We start from the raw sequence: 20,397 nt of genomic DNA on the forward strand, positions 1-20,397 counted from the left end.
ACATCCTAACTTTGATATCGGTTAATAGCAGTAATTTTATTTCTTATCAAAGAAACATTGAGTCCCGAATCCTTCGGGACTTTTTGCTTTAAAATTTTTTCCTACAATAGATAAAATTTGATAATTAACATTTTTAATAGATAAAATATGTTTTTAGAGGAAAATATAATATATTTGAATTGTAGAACGTTTTAATTTATCACTTAATGAAACAACAACTATTCAAAAAATTCTCACTACTTTTAGTCTCAGTACTAGCTGTTTCCTGTTCTATGGAAGAAGACTACATTCAAAAACAAAACAGCGCTCAGCAGACGCAAGATTTTAAAATATCGCTTCTTACTAAAAGCGAGATCCATAAAAGAACTTCTTTGGCTGAAAGAATTAATCGGATTTCCGGTCTTAATCGTTCCAATGGTCTCAACAGAGTGGTATATGATTCCATATATGATTTTTATATTGATACAGACCAAGCCCTTTTGATAGAGAACGATTCTCTAACGTCATATACCTTTTCTGTAGTGAGACCGGAGCAAGAAATACAGACAGAAAACCTTGTAATTCAAACTAAAAATGACAGCACCGTTGTGTATTTAGTGGATTATCAAGAGGATTTGAACGTTGTGAAAAACATGACGGCGGAGGAAGCCATGACATTAAACACGCTTTTTTATGAATTGAACGGAACTGCCGACAGGTGTTCTGCTACCATCATTTGTAAGGACATTTATACCTACGAATATGGTGTTCCTTGTAACGAAGGAAATAATACAGGGGGACAGGTCTATTGTGACGGCTGGGTTTATCAGGGGTCTTCTTGTACTCTGGTGAGGTGTGGCGGAGGGGATTCCGGTAATGAAGAAGACAGCGGTACGACTTCTTTTCCTAATAATACAGGCGGTAGCAATCCTGATCCTGACGAGGAGGAAATAGTAACGACACCTTTACCTGTATTGGAGGAAAATTCAGGAACTACTCCTTGTGATGAACTTAATAAATTGACCAAAGCACCTTCTTATCCTACCAATCCCTATATGGACGACAACGACGTTCGCATAAGAACAGCCATCATCAACATGGCAGACGGTATGTCTACCAATGGAGAAGTCGGTTATGGCTTTTACAATCAGGGAAATTACCCTGAATATGGTCCTTTTGCCAACTATACGGAATCAACAAACGGAAGACATGTAAACTTTCCGACAAGAGGCTACCAGTTCGGTACCATACATACACATCCCAGTGAAGGGCATTTGCCCATGTTTTCACATGATGATATTTACAACTTGTATACTATAGCTTCACATTATGCTCTAAATACACCCGAATATAATCCAGCCGGAAATAATCTTTTTGTATGTGTTATGGTGGTCAAAATAGGCGTTTACTATTACACTTATGCCATTAAAATTGAAAATTTCTCTAAATTGGCAACGTTGAGTGCTATACATCCTTATTTTAACGGACTTGGAAGTGGAACAAAAACAACATGGAAAGATTATGGTGAAAAATTAGGAAGATATTACCAAAATAAAGCTAATGGAATCAATGGAACTCCTATGCAATATGAAAGAGCTTTGCTTCAATTTATCAAAGATCAGGACTTAGGAGTTTCGTTATATGAAATGGAACAAACCGGTTTTGGAACGCCTTTTGTAAAAGAAAATTGGAAAAAACTGGAGCTTGGAAGCGATAACAATACGATAAACGAAATACCGTGTAAATAAAAACGAAACATTATGAAAAATATATTTTTTACAATACTGACAATTTTTACAATCATTTCTTGTAAAGCGCAACAAATAGTGTCTTTAGATGCAAGTTATTGGGAATATCCACACGGAACATATATTAAAGATATAAATAATGAAATGGATAAATATGCAGGAACCTGGCAATATACTCATGGAACAGATACTTTGACTATTGTTCTTCAAAAAAATACTCATATTTATAATGGAGAATATTATTTTGATTTTCTAATAGGTGAATATCGTTTTGTTAATAATGGAATTGAAGTTGTTAATACTTTACCTGTATTAAATGATCCTGCAAACATAAATGGTGAGAATTGTAATATTCAAGGAGGGTTTATTCTTCCGAATAATATGTATCCTATCTGTAATGATTGTAATTCAAATGAAAAAAGATTTAAATTAAGTTTTTGGGATCCGGAACGTAATTATTTGTCCCTCTCTTTGGTTTTGCGATACTTGCCGCAAAGTTTTGGCACACCGGAAAAAATGACAGCAACACTTATTGATAATGATAGCGTTATGTTACCTGATGAGAACTCGCTTACCGTTCCTCGTGTTCCTTATGGCGAATATCTAATGGTAAAACAGTAAAACTCTTGGCAGATGTATGGCTATGGATCAATATTTTTTAGAAATGTTCCTTTCTCAAATGAGAAAAAAAATATTTTTTACAATACTGACAATTTTTACAATCATTTCTTGTAAAGCACAAACTGTAGCGTTAAACACTTACTATGAAGATGTTAATATAGGCGCATATTTTAAAGATTTAGACAATGAAATGGATAAATATGTAGGAACCTGGCAATATACCCATGGAACAGATACTCTAACCATTGTTCTTCAAAAGAATATACATGTTTTTGATGGGGAATATTATGAGGATTTATTAGTCGGTGAATATAGATTTGTAAATAACAATCAAGAAATAGTTAATACACTACCTAGATTTAGTGACTTTTCAATTCTAGGAAGAAAACATCTAATATCAGGAAGACGTCAAATAGCAAATAATATATATTTAGTCTGTAATGATTGTAATTCAAATGAAAAAAGATTTATGTTAAATTTTCATGATCCGGAACGCAATTATTTGTCCCTCTCTTTGGTTTTGCGATACTTGCCACAAAGTTTTGGTACACCGGAAAGAATGACAGCAACATTTATTGATAATGATAGCGTTATGTTACCTGATGAGAACTCGCCTACCGTTCCTCGTGTTCCTTATGGCGAATATCTAATGGTAAAACAGTAAAACTCTTGGCAGATGTATGGCTATGGATCAATGTTTTTTAGAAATGTTACTTTCTCAAATGAAAAAATATATATATATTACAATACTGACAATTTTCAGCTTTATTTCTTGCAAAGCACAAACTGTACCATTAAATACATATTATCATAATGTGTCAAGTGGAGCTTATTTTAAAGATACTTTTAACGAACTTGATAAATTTGAAGGAACGTGGCAATATACCCATGGAACAGATACTTTAACTATTGTTCTTCAAAAGAAAATACGCGTTTTTGATGAAGAATACTATGAGGATTTATTAATAGGTGAATATCGTTTTGTTAGTAGTGGACAAGAAATTGTTAATACTTTATCAAAACTAAATGATTCTACAATTGTAGGTGGAGAACATAGTACAAATGGAAGAAAATTTATTTCAAATGAAGAAATCATAAAATGTAATGATTGTAGTTCAAGCGAAAAAAGAATTAGATTATATTTTCATGATCCGGAACGCAATTATTTGTCCCTCTCTTTGGTTTTGCGATACTTGCCGCAAAGTTTTGGTACACCGGAAAAAATGACGGCAACACTTATTGATAACGACAGCGTTATGTTACCTGATGAAAATTCACCTACCGTTCCTCGTGTTCCTTATGGCGAATATCTAATGATAAAACAGTAAAACTTTTGACAGATGTATGGCAATGGATCAATGTTTTTTTAGGAATGTTCCTTTCTCAAATGAGAAACAAAAGATCATGAAAAATATATTTTTACTATTAATATGTGTTGTATTTGTAATTTCTTGCAAAGCACAAACAGTTTCGTTAACGACCCCTAGATATGAAGTTTTTCAAGGTGCATACTTTAAAGATTTAGACAATGAAATGGATAAATATATAGGAACCTGGCAATATACTCATGGAACAGATACTTTGACTATTGTTCTTCAAAAGAAAACTCATATTTATAATGGTAAATATTATGAAGATCTATTAATAGGGGAATACCGTTTTGCAAGTAATGGAATTGAAATTGTTAATACACTTTCTCTTTTAAGTAATACAACTATTATAGGTAGAGAACATAATATTTCTGGAAGATTTATACAACCTTACAATATGTATCCTATTTGTAATGATTGTAATTCAAATGAAAAAAGATTTATGTTAAATTTTCATGATCCGGAACGTAATTATTTGTCCCTCTCTTTGGTCTTGCGATACTTGCCGCAAAGTTTTGGTACACCGGAAAAAATGACAGCCACACTTTTTGATAATGATAGCGTTATGTTACCTGATGAAAATTCACCTACCGTTCCTCGTGTTCCTTATGGTGAATATCTAATGGTAAAACAGTAAAACTTGATGTTGAGCAATTCAATTTCCGATGTTTTTACCTAAAGTAGATCTGGTGCTGACACGGCAGTAAAAAAGTAATTTTTACTTCAACGACTTTTCAACGATAAAAAATACATTTTAATAAAATATACAGAAAAACTGTACCAATATTAACATTTAAGGTTCTAACTTTGGTATCGGTTAATAGCAGTAATTTTATTTCTTATCAAAGAAACATCAAGTCCCGAAGATTTCGGGACTTTTTGCTTTAACAGTATTTATAAAATTATTATTTAAATCGGTACTATTTCTATTAAAGCTTCACAATTAAATCCATCTTCCGGCATTTCTAAAATGTTGAATTGTACATTTTTTACTTTGTATTCTACCCCCATGAGCCATAGCGTTTTATCTTTTTTAAAAAGTATATTACTATTTAATTTATTGTTAACCAAAAGATAGAGCTCTTTTGTACTAAAAACAGTATTTATAGTAAGAAACGTTATTTTTGTTTTAAAATCTGCCATAGTCTTTAATGTTAGATTATATACTTTGCTTTTCTGCGCCTTTAAATTTTGATAAAAGTCAGATGTATTTTATTCCTTGAATATATATCGTACTGTTTTTCATGAATGCTTTTCAAGTATAAAAATATAGGCTTTTACATTTTTTTATTTGAAACTATATTTAATGGTTCATCGATTACAAGAATCAAACCTTTTATTGCTTATTTATGAGGGTTCAGCTCATTACATCCTGTTCATTATTTATTTCAGGAGGTGTATCGGTAAAATGACCATTCTTGTCTACATAAATGATCATACTTTCAAAGCCTTTACCTTTGCTGTTATTGGTTTTTCTCTCTTGTCTTTTTTGAGCTTTTAGTTTCTTTACTAAAGCTTTCTTCTTATTATTTTCTTTCTTAAAAAAGGAATCTCCCATATTTTTAAAGATTAAATTTTACAGATTTTTAGATAAACAGGAATTAATTCCCTTCATTTTTCATTATAGCCCATTGCTTTAAAGCAAGCTTTCCGTCAATAGCAGGATAACCTAGAACTGTTTTTCTGGCGGGAATATCAGAAACAACACCGGATCCTCCGCCAACAGTAACACCATCACCTAGAGTAACATGGTCTTTAATGCTACTACCTCCGCCAATTATTACACCATTTCCAAGGGTTACAGAACCTGCAAGACCACTGTTACCGGCTATAATACAATATTTACCTACGATACAATTGTGACCTATCTGTACCAGATTATCAATTTTACAACCATCACCAATGATTGTAGAACTGAATTTAGCTCGGTCTATACAAGTTGCCGCTCCTATTTCTACATTATTGCCAATAATGACATTGCCAATGTGCGGTACTTTAACTAATCCTTTTTCCGGACATTTTATAAATCCAAAACCATCAGCACCAATAGTCGCATTTGAGTGAATTATTGAATTATTACCTATTTTGCAACGTTCCCGGATTACAGTACCCGGCCATATTATAGTATTGTCACCTATTGTACATTCATCAAGTAAGGTAACATTAGGATAAATAGTTATTGCATCACCCAATATACAGCCAGCGCCTATATAAACACCTGCTCCTACACGAGTTGTTTTGCCTATTTTAGCAGTAGGGTGGATTATAGCTGAAGGATGTATATCATTGTCAAACACAGGCTGATCAGGAGCAAAAAGCTCCAATATGCGGCACATGGCTAGTTCTACATTGTCAACTTTTATAAATGCTTTTTCTTTACCAGGTTCGATAGTTATATTTTTATTCACTATTGCCACCAAAGCTTTAGATTTTAACCAAAGCTTTTCAAACTTTTTATGACCGATAAAAGTTATCTGATGAGGAAGAGCTATTTCAAGACGTTCAGGTGAAGAGACTATAAGTGATGCTTTACCAACAGTTTCTCCATTTAAATATGTGCAAAGAGTTTGCACCGAAAAGTTTTTCATTAAAAAAAAATTACACTGCTTATTCAGTATATATGAATTTCAGAATTATTAGAATACAATAAAGTTTTATACAATAGTTGAAACAGACAGTTTAAAACCAATAAGTTTTTCAATGTTCCTCAGATCTCCTTTTTCTTCGTTTCCACAAAAAGATACTGCGGTTCCGGTATTGCCTCCTCGACCTGTGCGACCTATTCTGTGTACATAAGTTTCCGGTACTTCCGGTAGATCATAGTTAATAACGTGCGGCAGTTCATCAATGTCTATGCCTCTTGCCGCAATGTCGGTTGCCACAAGTACACGCAATTGGTTTACTTTAAAACCTTGTAATGCTTTTTGCCTTGCATTTTGCGATTTGTTGCCATGTATAGCTGCTGCAAATATGCCTTGTTTAGCAAGAAGTTTTACAAGTTTATCAGCACTATGTTTAGTGCGTGTAAAGACTAATGATCGTGAAATTTCTTTATCGTTAAGTATATCAGAGAGTAGTTTTATTTTATCTTTTTTATCAACAAAGTAGACACTTTGGTTTACAGTTTCTGCTGCTGAAGATATAGGAGCTACACTAACATATTCAGGATTTTGTAATAAGTTATCGGCTAGTTTTTGTATAGCTTCAGGTATAGTAGCCGAAAAAAGTAGCGTTTGTCTTTGAGTGGGTAACATTGTAATAATCTTTTTTACATCATGTACGAAGCCCATGTCAAGCATGCGATCAGCCTCATCAAGTACAAATATTTCAAGAGAAGAAAGATTAATATGTCCTTGCTGTATTAAGTCTAACAGTCTGCCAGGAGTAGCAATAAGTATATCAATACCATTTCGTAATACTTTTATTTGATGGAAAGATGATACACCACCATATATTGCAGTATGTTTTAGTTTAAGATGTTTTCCGTAAGAAGTAAAATTATCATTTATCTGTATTGCAAGTTCTCGGGTAGGTGTAAGGATCAGTGATCTTATCGCTTTTGATTGTTTTGCAGGTTTCTTTGCCAGTTGTTGCAAAATAGGAATTGCAAAAGCAGCGGTTTTACCAGTTCCTGTTTGCGCACAGCCTATTAGGTCTTTACCGGAAAGAATTATTGGAATAGCCTGTTCCTGTATGGGAGTGGGTGTGCTATAATTTTGTTGTTCCAATGCTTTTAGTATAGGAACAATAATATTTAAATTTTCAAATGTCATAATAAAGTGTGCCGTAGTGGCTTTTGTTGTTTATAAGTTATAATTCAAATATTGACTAATATTTGAGTTGTATTGATAATCAGGTATTTCGAGTTTCTGTAAGAACAGATATGCTGAAGTGTAGCAAACTCTAATATCATTTTTACCTAATAAATTTTACAAATAAACACTTTATAAGCATCAAAATTTATTGGGTAAAAACTAAGAATAATTTTAGTTATTCTTAGTTAAAAAAAATGTGGTTAATATCTTTTGTCGTTGAATTTTGAGTAACCACCCTTGTTTGATTCGTTGTTTACACGAGATTTAGGTCTAGCTTCATCTACTATTATAAATTGACCATCAAGGGTTGAATTATTAAGCTCCTTAATAGCTTCTTTTGCTTCAGAACTGTCATTCATATCTATAAAGGCAAAGCCTCTAGATCTACCGGTAAATTGATCCATAATTAATTTTACCGATTGTACTTCACCATATGCTGTAAATGCAGTACGTAATTGTTCTTCTGAAGTACTTTTACTCAGATTTGTTACATAAATGTTCATAATGTAAATTGTTTAAGTTAAATAAAAAGGCAACTGAAACGCCTAAACTGAGAAGTAAGTGAGAACAAATTTTTTTACAAGATGAACAAATCTGCCAATCAGAGTGAGCATTGGCAGAGAGCCAACATTCTACAAATGTAGTTATAATATATTTAGTAATATCTTTTTTTAAGTTTTTTTTTGAAATAAAAAAATGAAAATCAATAAATTAGATATTTTAAATCAAGTAAATTGATGATCTTTTAGAGGTTTAATTAAGCTCAGTAGCAAATTTTTTAAGCACCCTATAGTGTGACTGTATTGCAGAGAAAAAATTAATATTCTCAATATATGGAATTTCATATTCATTTGCTGTTTGTTTTACTATTTTACCTAATTCAGCATAATGAATATGACAAATCTTAGGAAACAAATGATGTTCTATTTGACGATTAAGCCCTCCAAGAAAAAATGTAGCAATACAAGAATCAGAAGAAAAATTAGCTGTGGTACGCATTTGATGTTCTGCCCAAGCTTCTTCCATTGTTCCTGTTGGATTTGCATCTGGAAAATCTGTTTCTTCAACAACGTGAGCCAATTGAAAAACGAGGCCCATAGTAAGTCCCTGTGCCAGATGCATTACTATAAACCCAATGATAAATTGCCAGTACGTAATATGTAAAACACTTAAAGGTAAGACTATAAATAAAAAATAATAGAGTCCTTTTGAAGCAAATAGATTAAAATATTCTTTAATAGGATGTTTCACAGATACCTGTCCAATTTTTTGCTGAAAAATTTTTATAAAATCTTTGCGAAAAATCCATGAAAGACTTGCCAGACTATACAAAGGGAAAGCATACCAATGCTGATAACGTTGTATCTTTCTTTTAGGCGCATCTTCTTCAATGCGTATTAATCCGGGTGCGATGACAAGGTCTTCATCATGCCCGGAGATATTAGTGAAAGTATGATGTACTCTATTATGGGAAATGTTCCATATATAAGGACTTGCCCCTAATAAATTAAATAACATTCCTAAAGTTTTATTAATGTGTTTGTTGCTTGAAAATGACCCGTGTATAGCATCATGGCAGATGTTAAAACCAACAAATGCACTAAACATACCTAATAGTATAGCAAGACCTAGCATTACAGAAATGGGCAAAAAACCTGAAATAATGAATAAGTAACAACTAAAAAAGCCTACAAGGAATACAATTGCTTTTGTCCACATGGCAGTATTAGCATGTTTATTTTTGCCTGTTTCAGCAAAATATTTATCAACTCGATATTTTAATGTTGTAGAGAAAGTAGACTTAGAAGGAAACGTCAATTTTTTTGTCATATAAATTAGTATAGCTACAACTTTAAATTCACTACACAATAGATGTATATGATGGGGGAGAAGTTATTCTATAATTTATTGATCCAATAAATTTTTCAGAAGTATTTCTTATGTTGAAGTATACTATAAGAACGTAGCTTTATAAATTTTATTGTAGATAAAAAATAAAAAAAGAGACTGTTCTAATATTTAAAGATAAAATCTCCAATTTCAGAATATAATTTAATCTAAATGTTATAAATATGAGATAAACGATATTATCTATACAATAAATATTTAGATTAATAAAGACCTCTTGAACAATCTCTTTTTATAACCAATTTTAATCTAAACTTATAATAATCCTTCAACTTCCACTTGATTTCTCAAAATATCTTCAAAAGTTTCACGTTGACGAATCAAATGACCTTTGCCGTTTAACCATAAAACTTCTGCAGGTTTCACTCTTGAATTATAGTTTGATGACATCGAGAAGCAATACGCACCGGCATTGTGGAAACTTAAAATATCACCTTCTTTGATTTCAGCAATTTTTCGGTTAGAAGCAAAAGTATCGGTTTCACAAATATATCCTACCACCGAATAAAAGCGTTCTTTCCCTTTAAGGTTGCTGATGTTCTCAATGAAATGTTGTGAACCATATAGCATAGGTCTGATCAAATGATTAAAACCACTGTCAATTCCTGCAAAAACAGTTGATGTTGTTTGTTTAACTACATTCACTTTTGCTAAGAAGAAACCGGCCTGACTAACCAAAAACTTTCCTGGTTCAAATGCTAAAGTCAATGGGCGACCATATTCTTTTTCGAATGCCAAGAAACGTTTGGTTAGTTTTTTACCAAATTCCTCAACATTAGTTTCAATATCATCTTTTTTATAAGGAACTTTAAATCCGCTACCAAAATCAATAAAGTCTAAATCTTTAAAATGTTTAGCCGTTTCAAATAAGATTTCAGCGGCATACAAGAAAACATCAATGTCTAAAATGTCAGATCCTGTGTGCATGTGAATTCCGTTAATGTGCATTTTGGTGTTTTCAACAATGCGCAACAAGTGAGGCAATTGGTGAATAGAAATACCAAATTTACTATCAATATGCCCTACCGAAATATTAGCATTTCCACCAGCCATAACGTGCGGATTGATACGAACACAAACCGGAATTTTTGGATGCAAAGTACCAAACTGTTCTAAAATAGATAAGTTGTCAATATTAATTTGAACGCCTAGTTTGGCTACTTGTTCGATCTCTTCTAATGAAACACCATTTGGCGTATACATTATAGACTGAGGTTCAAAACCGGCATGTAAACCCAATTGAACTTCTTCGTAAGAAACTGTGTCAAGACCTGAACCTAATTGTTTTAGGACTTTTAAAATCGAAATATTAGAAAGTGCTTTTACAGCATAATGAACCTTAAAATTCTCAACCTTAGAAAAAGCTTTTGTTAATCTTTGATACTGCTGTTCAATTTTTTCCGCATCATATACATACAACGGACTTCCAAATTCTTCTACTAGTTGTAATAAATCCTGAGTTTTCATTTTTAAAATTAAATTTTGTGCAAAGTAAAGGAAATATTTTTAGTTAAATCAATATTATAACATGAATTAACAAATTATAACAAAAAGTTATTAAATTATAAATTTTAAGCATTTTATTAATGAATTATAACAAGAAATGTATATATCAATTTCCCAAATAATATACAAAAAAGTTAGCCATTTAAAAATTAGTTTTTTATTTTTGTTCCAAATAAATAAAGAATAACAATCAAAAATTATGAACTTACACGAATATCAAGGTAAAGAAATATTGTCGCGCTATGGTGTGCGTGTTCAGCGTGGTCATGTAGCTAACAATGCTGAAGAAGCAGTTGAAATGGCGAAACAGCTTACTGCTGAAACAGGTACTGGTTGGCATGTAATTAAAGCTCAAATTCACGCAGGTGGACGCGGTAAAGGCGGTGGAGTTAAATTGGCTAAAAATTTAGACCAAGTTAAAGAAATCGCCGGACAAATCATCGGAATGGATTTAATTACTCCACAAACTCCTCCTCAAGGAAAAAGAGTTCATAAAGTATTAGTAGCAGAAGATGTTTACTATCCTGGTGAAACGGAAACCAAAGAGTTCTACATGTCAGTTTTATTAAATCGTGGTAAAGGTCGCAATATGATTATGTATTCTACCGAAGGTGGTATGGATATTGAAGAAGTTGCCGAACATACACCTCATTTAATCTTTACAGAAGAAGTTGATCCTGCTGTAGGTTTACAAGCTTTCCAAGCAAGAAGAATTGCTTTCAACTTAGGTTGTGAAGGTGAAGCTTTCAAAGAGATGATCAAATTTGTTGATGCATTATACAAAGCTTATGTAGGTGCTGATGCTTCATTATTTGAAATCAACCCGGTTTTAAAAACTTCAGATAGCAAAATCTTAGCAGTAGATGCTAAAGTCGTTTTAGATGATAATGCTTTATATCGTCATAAAGACTTAGCTGAAATGCGCGATGTTAGAGAAGAAAATCCAATTGAAGTAGAAGCTAAAGAAGTGGGCTTAAACTATGTTGACCTTGACGGTACAGTAGGTTGTATGGTTAATGGAGCCGGTTTAGCAATGGCGACTATGGACTTAATTAAATATGCAGGTTTTGAGCCGGCTAACTTCTTAGACGTAGGAGGTACTGCTGATGCTAAACGTGTAGAAACAGCTTTCCGTATTATCTTAAAAGATCCGAACGTAAAAGCTATCTTAATCAACATTTTTGGAGGTATCGTTCGTTGTGATCGTGTTGCTCAAGGTGTTGTAGATGCGTACACTAACATGGGTGACGAAATTAAAGTGCCTATCATTGTACGTTTACAAGGAACAAATGCTGAAATTGCTAAAGAATTAATCGATAATTCTGGTATGCCGATTTTATCTGCAGTGCAGTTCCAAGAAGCAGCTGACCAAGTGAAAGCCGCTTTATCATAAGACAAAATTTAAGAAGTGTATATAGTAAAAAACGCCTGAAAAGGCGTTTTTTTTATTTGATATAATGCTGATAATTAGCAATCTTGATGTTTTGAGCTTTGATGTCGTGCATTAAATTGTATAAACCAAAAAATGTTCGGTTGATATAAATAAAATGTTTAGAACCTCTGTTGCTATTCATATTTCTGATTTCAGTGTCTTTAGAATATTTCTCGCCTAAAGCGGCTATTTTGCCAAAGAAAACTTCATCTGAAAAGTCAAACGTATCGTGATGAAACGGTTGGGTAAACAAACTCAACATTTCATGGAACAGCTTTTTGAAAAAGACTTTCTCTTCTTTAGAATCTTCCGGTTTTAGAATTTCTAATTCGTAAAGTTTTTGTTCAAATAATTCCGGATTATTGATATTATCTTTTTGTGCCAATTCAAAATACGGTTTATAAAAATCTTCAGGAACTGTTTTCATACAACCAAAATCAAGAATAATAAGTTCTGCATTTGCATTGACCAAAAAGTTCCCCGGATGCGGATCGGCATGTACTTTTTTCAAAACGTGCATTTGGTACATATAAAAATCCCAAAGCGCTTGTCCAATTTGATTTGCTTTCTCCTGATCGGTATTAGCAGCGGTAAACTCCGAAAGATGTAAACCTTCCATCCAATCCATTGTAATGATTCGTTCCGAAGATAATTCGCTGTAATATTTTGGAAATAAAAGATTAGGTAAGTGCTGGCAAGCTTCCGCTATTTCGATGCTTTGTTGTACTTCATTAATATAATCGGTTTCCTCAATCAACTTGTTTTCTACTTCTTTAAAATATTGATCCGAATCTTTTCCTTTGATATTAAACATCTTAATGGCAATGGGTTTTACTAATGCTAAATCGGAAGAAATACTTTGAGCTACACCCGGATATTGGATTTTTACCGCTAATTTTTTACCGTCTTTTTCTGCTTGATGCACTTGCCCGATACTTGCGGCATTGACAGAAACCGGATTGAAACTGTCGTAAATTTCATTTGGACTTTTGCCAAAATAATTTTTAAACGTTTTGGTAACCAACGGTGCAGAAAGTGGCGGAACGGAGAATTGTGATAACGAAAATTTTTCGACATACGCTTGAGGCAAAATACTTTTTTCCATGCTAAGCATTTGTGCTACTTTAAGCGCGCTTCCTTTTAACTGTTTGAGTCCGTCATAAATATCGGAAGCGTTGTCTAAATTGAGCTGTTCTTTGGCTTCTTCTTCCGTTTTTATGATTTTGTTGCCGTAATATTTTAAGTAATTAGCACCAACTTTTGCTCCGGTTTGCAATAATTTAGAAGCTCGCTCAATTTTTGAGGTCGGGATGTTGTCAATTGTTTTCATGACTTAACATTTTACTTTTTCCTGCCAGATGAATTTACCGAAATCAATAATATTTTTCAAAGGTTCAAGACTTAAGAAATCAAATCCTGCCTGAACAGATTTTTCAATGAAAACATCTGTTTTTTCAAATCCTGCAGACGTATCATCTATCCAAAATTTTAGTGTAGCCATTAATTGTAGCCAAGCCATTTCGGAAATACTTTTTTGTTGAATCTTTTCTAAACTTTCTTTAGGTAAGTCAATGGGTTTAATGCCTAATTGATCTACATATTCTTTAAATGAAACTCGAAGTGCACTCAATTTTTTAAGATTTTGAAGTGCAGGTTTTCCATTGTCAAGAAGCAATAAAACTAACGTTCTGTTTGCTGAAAGTTGTTCGAAAAAAGTAAAATAAAAACTCAAAAGTTTAGTTTTAGCATCATAAGATTCGTAATCTTCACTTTTGTGTAATACTGAAACAGTTGCTTCAAAGAAATAAGTAAAAATACTTTCTTCCAACTGATCAAAATTGGTGAAAAAAGCATAGAATTCTTTTTCACTGATTTTAATATTCTCGCAAAAAGCATAAACCGATTTTGGTCTCTCGTTTGTTTTAAGAAGTTCTTGAGTATAGGCTTCTAAAACTCCATTTTTATCTTTAATCATTTTTTTAGCCATGACTTTTTCTTTCAAATTTACTAAAAAAAACGCTGGATAAAGACTGAACAAATGTTAAACAAAAGACAATTTATAGCTTATATGTAAATAGAAAGCGTTAAAATTAAAATGGTATAAATCAATAAAATAAAAACCAATGGCATGACAAATTTCAGCCATTTGTTATAACCAACATTAATCATTGCTAAAGACGCCAAAATAAGTCCGGTTGGGTTGATAAAAGCAAACAATCCCATTCCGCATTGGTAAGCATTTACAATAACTTCTCTTCCTAAACCAAAAGAATCAGCTAAAGGAGCCATAATAGGCATGGTTAAAACCGCCATTCCGGATGAAGAAGGAATGAAGAATGATAAACCGCCATAGGTAACCAACATACTGTTCACAAAAACAAATTCGTTCATTCCTGAGGTAAAATTACTGGCGTAATATAAAAGTGTATCACTTATAAAGCCTTCTTCCATAATAACGGAAACACCGCGGGCAATACCAATAATTAATGCGACACCTAACAAATCAGCAGCGCCGGTAATGAAAGAACTGATAAAATCTTTTTCCTTGATTTTGGCTACGAAACCAATGAGAACAGCAGCTACTAAAAATACACTTGACATTTCAGTAAACCACCAACCTAATTGCGATACGCCATAAATCATGACTACAAAAGCCATTAAGAATAAAAATAGGATCAGTTTTAATCGGATGTTGAGTTGTAGAACAGTTTGTTCTAAGCTTTCATAATGTTTAAGAATGGCTTTGTTTTCTTCAAAAATAACTGATTTTGTAGCATCTTTTTTTACTTTATTGGCATACCAGATAATATAGGCTATACAGATAATTGTTCCGATGATTAGCGCAATGATCCTTCCTTCAATTCCGGTGGTCCAATTGATTCCGGCTGCATTGGATGCAATAATAGTACTAAACGGATTAACAGTGGAAAACATCGTTCCAATGGAAGAACCTAAGTAAATAGAAGCCAAGGCAACCATAGCATCGTATTTTGCAGCTAAAAATACCGGAATAAGAATAGGATAGAAGGCAATGGTTTCTTCGGCAAGACCAAAAGTGGTTCCGCCTAATGCAATTAGAAGCGTGATGAAAATAATTAGTAAATATTCTTTTCCTTTTAGTTTTTCGGCTAACCAATTAATTCCGGCGTTGAACGCTCCGGTTATATTCATGATTCCGACTAAGCCTCCTATGATTAAAACAAAGAAAATAATATCAGACGCCTGAATAATTCCTTTTATGGGGGATTGGATAAAATCGACAAGAGTTTGAGGTTTAGCTTCAATCTTTTGATAGGTATTCGGAATATTGATAGGTTTACGGATGTCCTCATTTTGAAACTTTTCAATAAGAATTTCAATCTTTCTTTGGGCTAAATTTTCCTGTGTAGCAGCAATAGTTTCCGTTCCGTTTGGAGTGGTGATTACAAAACTGTCAGAAGCTTTATCATACGCTAAAGTATCGTATTTTCCGGCAGGTATAAACCACGTTAAAAGCATGGTTAGTGCGGCAATGATAATTAAAATAGTTTGTGCTGTAGGGAATTTTAGTTTTTTCATCCGTTATCAATTGGATGGTAAAAATACTAAAAAAGAAACTGTCTAAAAAGAAGCAAAAAAAGTTTGTTTTGAAGAGCTCTTTTTAGACAGTCATAAAAATAAAACAACGAGGTTTTATGATTTTAATTCTTTATTGAAATACACTAAGTAGTAATACATTTGTTTTTCTTCGTCCCAACCTTTTTCTACAAATTTCTCAGCACTTTCCGGGTTGATGAAATCCATTTTGATTTGAATGTTGGTGTCTAATTCAATAGTGTTTTTGGTTTTCTTTCTTACGTCCGTTACTGCTGCATTTGCAATAGGGAAGTTTGAAACGTCCTCAATACTGTATTTAGCACCTTTGTCTACTTTGTAATTTTTAAATTCAGGAATGAATTCAGGATTTTCCATTACTTCGTTTAAGAAAGCGGTTTCTTCAAAATCATCATTTTTAGCAAAGTGATTGATAGCACGGTTCATAAACAAAACTTCTTGTTGTTTATCTTCGGCAGGTAATACCACGTCTTTTGCAAAATCTTTACAAAATTGAAGGTATTTTTTAGTCATGAAGTTTTCATCTTGGAAAACATCCACAGAAAGGAAATGTTCTAACCAGTAACGAGCATCATAACGGTTGCTATCAACGGTTAAAATTTTATAACCTTCTTCTTTTTGGTAATTGAAAATAATACAACCTTTGTCTAATTTATTCAAATTAACACCTTGTTGTAAAACCATATTTAGTGTACTTTCTTTTTCTTCAAACTGAAGGAAATCTGTTTTAATTTCACTTTTGAAAACACCGATGGCGTCTACAACATTATTATCAATAGAAACATGTGTTAAATACGTAACATACACTTCACCGCTTTTAATGTGGGGATGGTTGGATTGTTCAAATAAATGATTGGCAATTTTTTTAGAAATGTTGTGAATTTCAGAAGGATTTGTAAAAGCATCTGTAACCAAGTTATACATTTCGTTGTATTCTAAATCTACATCGTGCGCAAACTGATAATAGTTTTCTTCTTTATCACGAAAAGGTTTAAAAAAGAACTCTTTTAGCAAAGGCATGATTTCATCGTTTAAAGCATAAGGAGCTTCTGATAAAAAAATAGCTTCGTTGCGGCTTTTATTTCCAACGCGGTGGATGGAAAGGTTTTCTATGTGTGTATTGAATAAGTTTATCATGCTTTTTTAGAGAATAGACAAAAAGAAAGAGAAAAGATTTCTTAGCTGTCTATACATTTAATTTTGTTATTTTTTGTTTACAAAAATTAATTCCAGTTTTCGTCAAATCCAAAGTCTTCAAAGCTATCGTCGCCGTCAAACATATCAAGGTCTTCTTCATCAAAATCATCGTTGAATTCTCCGTAAATATCATCGTTAGACATGGCAGAACCTTTGAATCCGGATGCCGGAGCTTCTGTTGGTAAGTTTCCGTGAGCAAATAAAACTGTCGGGTAATTTTCACCTTCTTCTTTTTCATCAATGGCACCTAATTCTACAAAGAAAGTCCACATGTTGAAGAAATCGTAGACATAAATAATTTTAGTTTGATTTTCATCTAAAACATTTTCTAATACGAAATCTTTCATAATACTCATTTCTCCCGGCACATCTCCGGTGTCAAACAACGGAATTTCCTCATCTTGCGTCCATTCATCGTCACAAGTGTAAAAAGCGGCCATTTCAGTTCCGTCAAACCCGAAAGCGTTTACAATTGCATCATGTAAATCTTCTAAAGTTGCTTCGCTTTCAATAGCAATATCTCTAAAAATATCCTCTTCGGCATCGAGTATAACTCTAAATTTATAAATCATAACATGGGTATTAGATGAACTACAAAAGTAAACATAATTTTAGATTTGCGATTTTAAAGTTGTCAACATTATTTTTCGTAGAACTCAAGTGGAAGATTGTCAGGGTCTTCTAGAAAAAAGAATTTTTTTCCGGTAAATTCATCAATTCTGATGGTTTCTGTGGTAATGTTTTGGGTTTGAAAATAATGAAAAGCATCTTCAATGGAATCTACTTCAAAAGCTAAATGGCGCAAACCGCAAGCTTCCGGTCGGGAAACTCTTTCTGGCGGATTGGGAAACGAAAAAAGTTCAATACAATACTGATTACCTAATGCTAAATCAAGTTTATAAGAATTGCGTTCTTTCCGATAGATTTCCTGAACTATTTTGAAACCTAAAATTTCAGTATAGAATTTTTTAGAAACAGCATAGTTACTACAAATGATAGCAATATGGTGTATTTGGTTGATTTTTAACATAAAAAAGGTTTCTGATGGGCAAAGATAAGGAAGATGAATGGCTGGGAACGAAACTTTTTAATGGCTTTTAAATGAAAAATTACAGTTCGTCATCAAAATTCAACAGTTCGGTAAGGATGATTTTAAAAACCGATGGCAGTAATGCAACTTTGTCCTGTAAATCAACAAAAACAAAAATTATGAAATCGAAGATTCACGAGAACCTTTTAAAAACAATGAAATTATGAGTACACGATTAATTACCATGATTGCAATACTGATAGTAGGACTACTTTCGGCGCAAGCGGCAAACGAATCTAAAATGGAAAAAGCGATACAGCTTTGGAACGAAAAAAAAGCAGAAGAAGCTAAAGTTATATTCCAAGATATAGCGCAGGCAGAACCTGAGAATTGGTTGCCTTTTTACTATTTATCTTTATTGAATACGAATGAAGCATTCGAGCAAAAAGGAAACGAGGAAGCAATGACAAAAGCATTAGAAACAGCACAAGGTTTTCAAGATAAAGCGAATGCTTTACAACCTGAAAATGCTGAAGTTTTAGTGGTTCAAGCACGGATTTTAATAGGTTGGATTTTGGTTAATCCAATGGTTTATGGGCGACAAAATTCAGCAGATGCATTGTATATTTTGAACAAAGCATCAAAATTGGCTCCTGAAAATCCAAGAGTTGCTTTAGTAAAAACGCTTTTTGAAATAGGAATGGCAAAATATATGGGACAAGATGTAAAAGGCTTTTGCAATGACTTACAAAACGTGAAAGAACTTTTTGCTACCTTTAAACCTGAAACAGCTTCTCATCCTAATTGGGGACAAGAAAGATTGATAGAAGCTTTAGCGAAATGTAATCCATAAAATAATGAATTATCAAAAAGAACTTATAAAAGCGTTAAGTATTGGGGGGATAATTTTTATTGTAATTCAAACGATTAATTATATCTATAATTTGCAATTTCCTGATTTTGAAGGGTTAAAATTCAATTTCATTTTTACAATTTTATACAGTGTAGTCTTGTATTTTTCGAATGCATTAGTTTTTATACAACTCGACAAGTACTTTGAAAAAAACAGATTTCAGTTAAAGCGATTGGTTGTTGGCTTTTTAGCATCGTTTTTAATTTCGGGAATTGCCATTTTCTTTCTGAGAATTTTTGAAGAGGTTTTAGTTGAAAAATTAAGCTTAGAAGAATTTTTTAAAGAAGAAACGGTTTCCAATTATGTTGTAGCGATGATCATAACTTTAGTGGTTACGTTAATTGTGCACTTAATTTATTTTTATAAAAACTACCAAGAAAACCGAGTTAAACAAGAAAAAATTATTGCCGGAACAGCATCGGCGCAGTTTGAAAGTTTAAAAAATCAGCTCGATCCACATTTTTTGTTCAACAGTTTAAATGTCTTAAGTTCTTTAATTGAAGAAAATCCGGATAACGCACAAAGGTTCACCACTTCGTTATCAAAAGTATATCGTTATGTTTTGGAACAACGCGATAAAGAATTGGTAACGGTTCAAGAAGAATTGGCTTTTGCAAAAACGTACATGAATTTATTGAAGATGCGTTTTGAGAATAGTATTTCATTTGAATTACCAAATGATTTTGAAAATATTGAAGCTAGAGTAGTGCCGCTTTCGTTACAGTTACTTTTAGAAAACTGTATCAAACACAATATTGTGAGTGAACAAAAACCGCTTCATATTAAAATTTATATCGAGAATAACGAATTAATAGTAGAAAATAACAAACAAAAGAAAGAAGTTTTACAAGATAGAAAAGGCGTTGGATTACAAAATATAGTAAATAGATATGCCATTTTAACGGATCGAAAAGTTGCTGTTTATGAAACAGACAAAGTGTTTCGCATAAAACTTCCCATTTTAACTAAACAAGTAAATATCATGCAAACAATAGAAACTTACAACGAAGATATGGCTTATATAAGAGCCAAAGACAGAGTAAAAAAGATTAAAGAATTTTATAGTAGTTTAATTTCATACTGTATTGTAATTCCGTTCTTGTTTTTCATTAACTACAAAACATCCGATTTTCAATGGTTTTGGTTTCCAGCATTAGGTTGGGGAATGGGATTGGTTTTTCACGGATTTCAAACTTTTGGTTTTGCCCAAGATTGGGAAGAAAAAAAGATTAATGAAATTATGAATAAAGATAAAGATAACAAACGTTTTAACTAATTAAAAAA

The 20,397-nt window shown here is 32.6% G+C and carries 21 protein-coding genes; 8 read left to right on the top strand and 13 right to left on the bottom strand.

The genetic code is table 11. The features are described from left to right. The first annotated feature begins 206 nt into the window (after nt 1-206). The 5 genes from ACUSJC_RS03440 to ACUSJC_RS03460 all read left to right on the top strand — a co-directional run bounded on the left by ACUSJC_RS03440 (nt 207) and on the right by ACUSJC_RS03460 (nt 4,355). Nucleotides 207-1,727, top strand: coding sequence for a hypothetical protein (locus ACUSJC_RS03440; protein ID WP_449268157.1), 1,521 nt, complete (start codon nt 207-209; stop codon nt 1,725-1,727). A 12-nt stretch (nt 1,728-1,739) separates the two neighbouring features. After that, on the top strand, nt 1,740-2,348 hold the full coding sequence (locus ACUSJC_RS03445) for a DUF6705 family protein (RefSeq protein ID WP_449268158.1): 609 nt from the start codon (nt 1,740-1,742) through the stop codon (nt 2,346-2,348). Between the two features lie 16 nt (nt 2,349-2,364). Beyond that, nucleotides 2,365-3,012 carry a DUF6705 family protein gene (locus ACUSJC_RS03450; RefSeq protein ID WP_449268159.1) on the top strand — a complete coding sequence of 216 codons (648 nt, stop codon included), beginning with the start codon at nt 2,365-2,367 and terminating at the stop codon, nt 3,010-3,012. 58 nt (nt 3,013-3,070) lie between these two features. Further along, nucleotides 3,071-3,676: a DUF6705 family protein gene (locus ACUSJC_RS03455; RefSeq protein ID WP_449268160.1), complete on the top strand. Its 606-nt coding sequence runs from the start codon at nt 3,071-3,073 to the stop codon at nt 3,674-3,676. Between the two features lie 76 nt (nt 3,677-3,752). Beyond that, nucleotides 3,753-4,355, top strand: a complete 603-nt coding sequence (locus ACUSJC_RS03460) for a DUF6705 family protein (protein WP_449268260.1) — start codon at nt 3,753-3,755, stop codon at nt 4,353-4,355. Nucleotides 4,356-4,627: 272 nt separating this feature from the next. Here the strand turns inward: ACUSJC_RS03460 and ACUSJC_RS03465 are convergent, their stop codons facing one another. From ACUSJC_RS03465 to lysA, 7 genes are all read right to left on the bottom strand, one after another. Continuing rightward, nucleotides 4,628-4,861, bottom strand: coding sequence for a hypothetical protein (locus ACUSJC_RS03465; RefSeq protein WP_449268161.1), 234 nt, complete (start codon nt 4,859-4,861; stop codon nt 4,628-4,630). Between the two features lie 214 nt (nt 4,862-5,075). Then, nucleotides 5,076-5,276, bottom strand: coding sequence for a hypothetical protein (locus ACUSJC_RS03470; protein WP_449268162.1), 201 nt, complete (start codon nt 5,274-5,276; stop codon nt 5,076-5,078). Between the two features lie 43 nt (nt 5,277-5,319). Continuing rightward, nucleotides 5,320-6,306: a UDP-3-O-(3-hydroxymyristoyl)glucosamine N-acyltransferase gene (lpxD, locus tag ACUSJC_RS03475; protein WP_449268163.1), complete on the bottom strand. Its 987-nt coding sequence runs from the start codon at nt 6,304-6,306 to the stop codon at nt 5,320-5,322. 66 nt (nt 6,307-6,372) lie between these two features. Continuing rightward, the gene (locus tag ACUSJC_RS03480; protein WP_449268164.1) at nt 6,373-7,491 is read right to left on the bottom strand and encodes a DEAD/DEAH box helicase; all 1,119 of its coding nucleotides are present in this window, start codon (nt 7,489-7,491) and stop codon (nt 6,373-6,375) included. A gap of 242 nt (nt 7,492-7,733) precedes the next feature. Further along, nucleotides 7,734-8,036: an RNA recognition motif domain-containing protein gene (locus ACUSJC_RS03485; RefSeq protein WP_449268165.1), complete on the bottom strand. Its 303-nt coding sequence runs from the start codon at nt 8,034-8,036 to the stop codon at nt 7,734-7,736. Between the two features lie 250 nt (nt 8,037-8,286). Further along, nucleotides 8,287-9,363 carry a fatty acid desaturase family protein gene (locus tag ACUSJC_RS03490; protein ID WP_449268166.1) on the bottom strand — a complete coding sequence of 359 codons (1,077 nt, stop codon included), beginning with the start codon at nt 9,361-9,363 and terminating at the stop codon, nt 8,287-8,289. A 333-nt stretch (nt 9,364-9,696) separates the two neighbouring features. Next, nucleotides 9,697-10,908: a diaminopimelate decarboxylase gene (gene lysA, locus ACUSJC_RS03495; RefSeq protein WP_449268167.1), complete on the bottom strand. Its 1,212-nt coding sequence runs from the start codon at nt 10,906-10,908 to the stop codon at nt 9,697-9,699. 238 nt (nt 10,909-11,146) lie between these two features. Between lysA and sucC the strand changes: the two genes are divergently transcribed. Continuing rightward, entirely contained in the window at nt 11,147-12,340 is a 1,194-nt protein-coding gene (sucC, locus tag ACUSJC_RS03500) for an ADP-forming succinate--CoA ligase subunit beta (RefSeq protein ID WP_449268168.1), read from the top strand. Nucleotides 12,341-12,392: 52 nt separating this feature from the next. Here sucC and ACUSJC_RS03505 read toward each other — a convergent pair whose 3' ends face one another. The 6 genes from ACUSJC_RS03505 to gloA2 all read right to left on the bottom strand — a co-directional run bounded on the left by ACUSJC_RS03505 (nt 12,393) and on the right by gloA2 (nt 18,200). Then, nucleotides 12,393-13,709 (bottom strand): ABC1 kinase family protein, encoded by a 1,317-nt coding sequence (locus ACUSJC_RS03505; protein WP_449268169.1) that lies wholly within the window; start codon nt 13,707-13,709, stop codon nt 12,393-12,395. 3 nt (nt 13,710-13,712) lie between these two features. After that, entirely contained in the window at nt 13,713-14,354 is a 642-nt protein-coding gene (locus ACUSJC_RS03510; RefSeq protein ID WP_449268170.1) for a TetR family transcriptional regulator C-terminal domain-containing protein, read from the bottom strand. An 89-nt stretch (nt 14,355-14,443) separates the two neighbouring features. Then, a complete protein-coding gene (locus tag ACUSJC_RS03515) occupies nt 14,444-15,937 on the bottom strand; it encodes a YfcC family protein (protein WP_449268171.1) in 1,494 nt (497 codons plus the stop codon). Nucleotides 15,938-16,051: 114 nt separating this feature from the next. Continuing rightward, on the bottom strand, nt 16,052-17,110 hold the full coding sequence (locus ACUSJC_RS03520; protein ID WP_449268172.1) for a nucleoid-associated protein: 1,059 nt from the start codon (nt 17,108-17,110) through the stop codon (nt 16,052-16,054). An 86-nt stretch (nt 17,111-17,196) separates the two neighbouring features. Further along, complete coding sequence (locus ACUSJC_RS03525; RefSeq protein ID WP_449268173.1) at nt 17,197-17,742, bottom strand: IS1096 element passenger TnpR family protein; 546 nt, start codon at nt 17,740-17,742, stop codon at nt 17,197-17,199. Nucleotides 17,743-17,810: 68 nt separating this feature from the next. Further along, a complete protein-coding gene (gloA2, locus tag ACUSJC_RS03530) occupies nt 17,811-18,200 on the bottom strand; it encodes an SMU1112c/YaeR family gloxylase I-like metalloprotein (protein WP_449268174.1) in 390 nt (129 codons plus the stop codon). 223 nt (nt 18,201-18,423) lie between these two features. Between gloA2 and ACUSJC_RS03535 the strand changes: the two genes are divergently transcribed. Both ACUSJC_RS03535 and ACUSJC_RS03540 read left to right on the top strand, forming a co-directional pair. Continuing rightward, nucleotides 18,424-19,053: a tetratricopeptide repeat protein gene (locus ACUSJC_RS03535; RefSeq protein ID WP_449268175.1), complete on the top strand. Its 630-nt coding sequence runs from the start codon at nt 18,424-18,426 to the stop codon at nt 19,051-19,053. A gap of 4 nt (nt 19,054-19,057) precedes the next feature. Then, a complete protein-coding gene (locus ACUSJC_RS03540) occupies nt 19,058-20,389 on the top strand; it encodes a 2TM domain-containing protein (RefSeq protein WP_449268176.1) in 1,332 nt (443 codons plus the stop codon). The last annotated feature ends 8 nt before the right edge of the window (nt 20,390-20,397 follow it).

The organism is Flavobacterium sp. U410 (assembly GCF_053570605.1).

What these genes read in the sequence shown, in the direction of transcription:
- ACUSJC_RS03480 (WP_449268164.1), bottom strand. Translation starts at nt 7,491, where the DNA reads ATGACATTTGAAAATTTAAATATTATTGTTCCTATACTAAAAGCATTG.
- sucC (WP_449268168.1), top strand. Translation starts at nt 11,147, where the DNA reads ATGAACTTACACGAATATCAAGGTAAAGAAATATTGTCGCGCTATGGT.
- ACUSJC_RS03445 (WP_449268158.1), top strand. Translation starts at nt 1,740, where the DNA reads ATGAAAAATATATTTTTTACAATACTGACAATTTTTACAATCATTTCT.
- ACUSJC_RS03515 (WP_449268171.1), bottom strand. Translation starts at nt 15,937, where the DNA reads ATGAAAAAACTAAAATTCCCTACAGCACAAACTATTTTAATTATCATT.
- ACUSJC_RS03440 (WP_449268157.1), top strand. Translation starts at nt 207, where the DNA reads ATGAAACAACAACTATTCAAAAAATTCTCACTACTTTTAGTCTCAGTA.
- ACUSJC_RS03455 (WP_449268160.1), top strand. Translation starts at nt 3,071, where the DNA reads ATGAAAAAATATATATATATTACAATACTGACAATTTTCAGCTTTATT.
- ACUSJC_RS03525 (WP_449268173.1), bottom strand. Translation starts at nt 17,742, where the DNA reads ATGATTTATAAATTTAGAGTTATACTCGATGCCGAAGAGGATATTTTT.
- lpxD (WP_449268163.1), bottom strand. Translation starts at nt 6,306, where the DNA reads ATGAAAAACTTTTCGGTGCAAACTCTTTGCACATATTTAAATGGAGAA.
- ACUSJC_RS03450 (WP_449268159.1), top strand. Translation starts at nt 2,365, where the DNA reads ATGGCTATGGATCAATATTTTTTAGAAATGTTCCTTTCTCAAATGAGA.
- ACUSJC_RS03510 (WP_449268170.1), bottom strand. Translation starts at nt 14,354, where the DNA reads ATGATTAAAGATAAAAATGGAGTTTTAGAAGCCTATACTCAAGAACTT.
- ACUSJC_RS03465 (WP_449268161.1), bottom strand. Translation starts at nt 4,861, where the DNA reads ATGGCAGATTTTAAAACAAAAATAACGTTTCTTACTATAAATACTGTT.
- ACUSJC_RS03540 (WP_449268176.1), top strand. Translation starts at nt 19,058, where the DNA reads ATGAATTATCAAAAAGAACTTATAAAAGCGTTAAGTATTGGGGGGATA.
- gloA2 (WP_449268174.1), bottom strand. Translation starts at nt 18,200, where the DNA reads ATGTTAAAAATCAACCAAATACACCATATTGCTATCATTTGTAGTAAC.
- ACUSJC_RS03490 (WP_449268166.1), bottom strand. Translation starts at nt 9,363, where the DNA reads ATGACAAAAAAATTGACGTTTCCTTCTAAGTCTACTTTCTCTACAACA.
- ACUSJC_RS03535 (WP_449268175.1), top strand. Translation starts at nt 18,424, where the DNA reads ATGAGTACACGATTAATTACCATGATTGCAATACTGATAGTAGGACTA.
- ACUSJC_RS03470 (WP_449268162.1), bottom strand. Translation starts at nt 5,276, where the DNA reads ATGGGAGATTCCTTTTTTAAGAAAGAAAATAATAAGAAGAAAGCTTTA.
- lysA (WP_449268167.1), bottom strand. Translation starts at nt 10,908, where the DNA reads ATGAAAACTCAGGATTTATTACAACTAGTAGAAGAATTTGGAAGTCCG.
- ACUSJC_RS03460 (WP_449268260.1), top strand. Translation starts at nt 3,753, where the DNA reads ATGAAAAATATATTTTTACTATTAATATGTGTTGTATTTGTAATTTCT.
- ACUSJC_RS03520 (WP_449268172.1), bottom strand. Translation starts at nt 17,110, where the DNA reads ATGATAAACTTATTCAATACACACATAGAAAACCTTTCCATCCACCGC.
- ACUSJC_RS03505 (WP_449268169.1), bottom strand. Translation starts at nt 13,709, where the DNA reads ATGAAAACAATTGACAACATCCCGACCTCAAAAATTGAGCGAGCTTCT.
- ACUSJC_RS03485 (WP_449268165.1), bottom strand. Translation starts at nt 8,036, where the DNA reads ATGAACATTTATGTAACAAATCTGAGTAAAAGTACTTCAGAAGAACAA.